This window comes from Acinetobacter sp. UBA5984 (genome assembly GCF_002429925.1).
GTDB classification, from domain to species: domain Bacteria; phylum Pseudomonadota; class Gammaproteobacteria; order Pseudomonadales; family Moraxellaceae; genus Acinetobacter; species Acinetobacter variabilis.
In genome coordinates, this window is the sequence record NZ_DJBE01000077.1 from 1 (window position 1) to 3,702 (window position 3,702).

Below are 3,702 nucleotides of genomic sequence, written 5' to 3' on the forward strand. Positions count from 1 at the left end.
CATCATAGCGCCGTAAAACTTCACAGACTTCCACGCTGAAATATGTATATCAGCTATTTTTCCCTAGCTCTTGAGCAGCCTGATGTTCAGCATCTGCATACCAGGCGCGAATATCATGAAGACTGTTCCAGTAAGAAAGCGCAATTTCCTGAGTACCTTCGGTTAAGACTTCAAAATACTGGCACTGAAATTGTGAAAGGGCTCTTTCTCTCATTCGCTGGGCTGTTTCAAAATAATACTGATCTAATTCTTTAATTTGCGCTTTGAAAATCACGACATATTTCATGAAGGTTTTTATTTTATTTCTTAAATTGAGCTTATTATGAAGTGAATAAAATGAAAAAAGCGAGCCTTGGCTCGCTTTTTAATTGTTGAATTTTAATCTCTTTCCAGATAGGGATTAGCAATACCCAGTTTGTCCAGAATCTCGATCTCAATGCCTTCCATTTCTTCAGCATCTTCCTCTGAAGTTTCATGGTCATAACCCATCAGATGCAAAGTGCCATGTACCAGCATATGGGTGAAATGGATCAGTGGAGCTTTGTCCTGTTCAGCGGCTTCACGTAATACGACTGGAATACAAATCACCAGATCACCGATCGGGAAAGCATCCAGAACCTGTGCCATTTCATCTGGAAGTTCACTTGGAAAAGACAGGACATTGGTCGGTTTATCCTTGCCGCGATATTCCAGATTGAGTTTATGACTTTCATCATTATCGACACAGGCAATGCCAATTTCACAATCACTTTGGGTGCCGATATGGCGCAAAGTGGTTTCTACAACTTTTTTAATATAGGCACGTTTCAGCACCAATTCTGGTGACTGAAAGTCCTGTTGCAGGGAGAGACTAAGTTTCAACGTGAATCCTTAAAAATTAAATAACAATGCAGCGTTAATGCTGTGCATCAGCCGCAGCATCATTCTCAGCTATCAAGGCTTCCTGACGGGCTTTACGCTCAGCACGAGCCTCGGCGCCTAAACGCTGCTGTTCACTGTCCCAGCCTTCATAGGCTTCAACAATTTTCTGAACCAGCTGGTGACGCACGACATCACGAGAATGGAAACGGGTAATATGAATCTCAGGGATTTTATCAATCACACGTAAGGCATGTGCCAGACCAGACTGCTGACCACGTGGTAAATCCACCTGAGTCACATCACCGGTAATCACTGCACGTGAACCAAAACCTAAACGGGTCAGGAACATCTTCATCTGTTCAGGTGTGGTGTTCTGGGCTTCATCCAGAATCACAAAAGAATGATTCAGGGTGCGACCACGCATATAGGCGAGCGGTGCAACTTCAATAATCTGACGTTCGATCAGCTTGGCCACTTTTTCAAAGCCGAGCATTTCATACAGGGCATCATAAAGGGGACGCAAATACGGGTCGATCTTCTGGGTTAAATCCCCCGGCAGGAATCCAAGTTTTTCACCCGCTTCAACTGCAGGACGAACCAGTAAGATACGCTGGATTTCATTACGCTCCAGCATATCTACAGCAGCCGCAACAGCGAGATAAGTTTTACCGGTACCCGCAGGGCCAATACCAAAGGAAATATCACTTTGCAGAATACGCTGTACATAACGTTTCTGGTTGGCACCGCGCGGATTGATTCGGCCTTTGCGAGTCTGCAGCCAGACATTGTCCAGACCGGTATATTCCTGTTCTTCCAGGTTCTCCTGGAGTTCACGATCGGTCTGGCTACCTTGAATCATCATATGCAAAGTATCTGCACTGATCTGCTGGCTGTGTTCAGATTCTTCATGAAGACGTTGCAAGAGCATTTCGGCTCTCTCAACGGCATCGATTCCACCATCGATAAAGAAACTTTCACCTCGGTGGGAAATTTTGACGTCTAAACGTTGTTCAATTTGTTTCAAATGACCGTTATAGGCACCTAAGACGGCTTGTAAACGGTCCATCGAAATTCCAGGAAAAGCTACTGTACGTCGAATCGTTGCAGTCAAGAGTGTTCCTTTTAAAAGTGTACGTTATATGCTCTACATTACGCCACGTCAGGCTCAAGATTCAAGAGCTCACCGTAAACTAAATTTAAAGTTTTAATTTCGGTAATTTCGATCTCTGCAAAACGCCCTACCCACGATGCATCGCCAATAAAGGTGACATAACGGGTGTTGTCTGCTGTACCGACCAGAACGTTCGGATCTTTATCAGAAACTTTCTCAACCAGTACACGTTGAACTGTACCGAGCATGGCATCTGTTTTACGAATACTGGACTGTTTAATCCAGTCCTGAACTTTGGCTAAGCGTTCTTTTTTCACCTGTTCAGGTGTCGTATCTTCCAGCTCTGCGGCAGGGGTGCCCGGACGTTTGGAATAAACAAAACTATAAGAATGGTCGAAATCCAGATTTTGAATAAATTGATAGGTTTCTTCGAAGTTCTCATCGGTTTCGCCTGGGAAGCCGATAATAAAGTCTGAAGATAAATGCATGTCTGGGCGAACTTTACGTAGTTTCTCGATTTTCTCGATATACACATCAATGGTGTGGTTACGTTTCATCGCCTGTAAGACATCATTGGAACCGCTTTGTACTGGTAAATGCAGATGTGACACCATTTGTGGCAGGTCACGATAGCACTGGATCAGATCATCGTTGAATTCCAGTGGATGCGAAGTGGTATAACGAATACGACCAATACCCGGAATTTCTGCAACCAAGCGTAACAGATCGGCAAAAGTACAGATTTTACCGTCGAAGGTTTCACCGCGATAACCATTTACGTTTTGACCGAGGAGCGAAATCTCACGCACGCCTTTTTCTGCCAAGCCAGCAATTTCTGCCAGAACGTCATCCAGTGGACGAGACACTTCTTCGCCACGTGTATATGGAACTACACAGAAAGAACAGTATTTTGAACAGCCTTCCATGATCGAAACAAAGGCTTTATAACCTTCAACACGTGGTTCAGGCAGGAAGTCAAATTTTTCGATGTCCGGGAACGAAATATCTACCAGCTTGATTTTTTCTTTTTTCGGTTTTTCGACCTGCTCAAAATGCTGGTCCAGCATTTGCGGTAAACGGTGCAGGGTTTGCGGACCAAAAATCATGTCTACATAATTGGCACGTTTCTGGATATTGTCACCTTCCTGAGAAGCCACACATCCGCCGACACCAATAATCAGATCCGGATTTTTTTCTTTCAGCTTGCGCCAGCGGCCCAATTCTGAGAATACTTTTTCTTGTGCCTTTTCACGGATCGAGCAGGTATTCATCAGCAGAATATCGGCTTCTTTAGGATCAGTGGTCAGCACATAGCCATGGGAGTCGCCCAGCAGATCTGCCATACGGTGACTGTCATACTCATTCATCTGACACCCTTGCGTTTCGATATACAGTTTTTTAACTGAATCATCGATGGCTGGGGTGTGCGCTGGCTGGGTAACAGTGTTTTCTGAGGCAGCTGGGGCACTATTCGGAATGAAGGTTTGAACCGTCATGTAGGCTCCTACAAGGTAATACGTCGAAAGAGTGAACGAATAATCCGCTTGCATAGACAAACGGGTAAATAAAAATTCAATTCACGTTCTGAAATCTTTAAAGGCGCATATTTTAGCAGGAAAGTCGCTTAAACTTATAGCCTAAAATGCGGCTGGGAAAATATTGATTTATGGACAAAAAGTGTCTGAAAATTAATATTGTCTAATCATAAGGTTACATAAGTGAACAATACA

General features: G+C 44.0%; 4 protein-coding genes. All 4 read right to left on the minus strand.

The features are described from left to right. Nucleotides 1–49: 49 nt before the first annotated feature. The 4 genes from B3J29_RS12865 to miaB all read right to left on the minus strand — a co-directional run bounded on the left by B3J29_RS12865 (nucleotide 50) and on the right by miaB (nucleotide 3,468). The gene (locus B3J29_RS12865) at nucleotides 50–286 is read right to left on the minus strand and encodes an antibiotic biosynthesis monooxygenase family protein (RefSeq protein WP_286965766.1); all 237 of its coding nucleotides are present in this window, start codon (nucleotides 284–286) and stop codon (nucleotides 50–52) included. Nucleotides 287–378: 92 nt separating this feature from the next. Beyond that, the gene (gene ybeY, locus B3J29_RS12870) at nucleotides 379–861 is read right to left on the minus strand and encodes an rRNA maturation RNase YbeY (RefSeq protein ID WP_034171613.1); all 483 of its coding nucleotides are present in this window, start codon (nucleotides 859–861) and stop codon (nucleotides 379–381) included. Between the two features lie 34 nt (nucleotides 862–895). Further along, the gene (locus tag B3J29_RS12875; RefSeq protein WP_286739476.1) at nucleotides 896–1,972 is read right to left on the minus strand and encodes a PhoH family protein; all 1,077 of its coding nucleotides are present in this window, start codon (nucleotides 1,970–1,972) and stop codon (nucleotides 896–898) included. Between the two features lie 38 nt (nucleotides 1,973–2,010). Continuing rightward, nucleotides 2,011–3,468, minus strand: coding sequence for a tRNA (N6-isopentenyl adenosine(37)-C2)-methylthiotransferase MiaB (miaB, locus tag B3J29_RS12880; RefSeq protein ID WP_286739477.1), 1,458 nt, complete (start codon nucleotides 3,466–3,468; stop codon nucleotides 2,011–2,013). Between the last annotated feature and the right edge of the window lie 234 nt (nucleotides 3,469–3,702).

Coding starts and splice junctions, on each gene's coding strand:
- B3J29_RS12865 (WP_286965766.1), bottom strand. CDS start 286: ATGAAATATGTCGTGATTTTCAAAGCGCAAATTAAAGAATTAGATCAG.
- miaB (WP_286739477.1), bottom strand. CDS start 3,468: ATGACGGTTCAAACCTTCATTCCGAATAGTGCCCCAGCTGCCTCAGAA.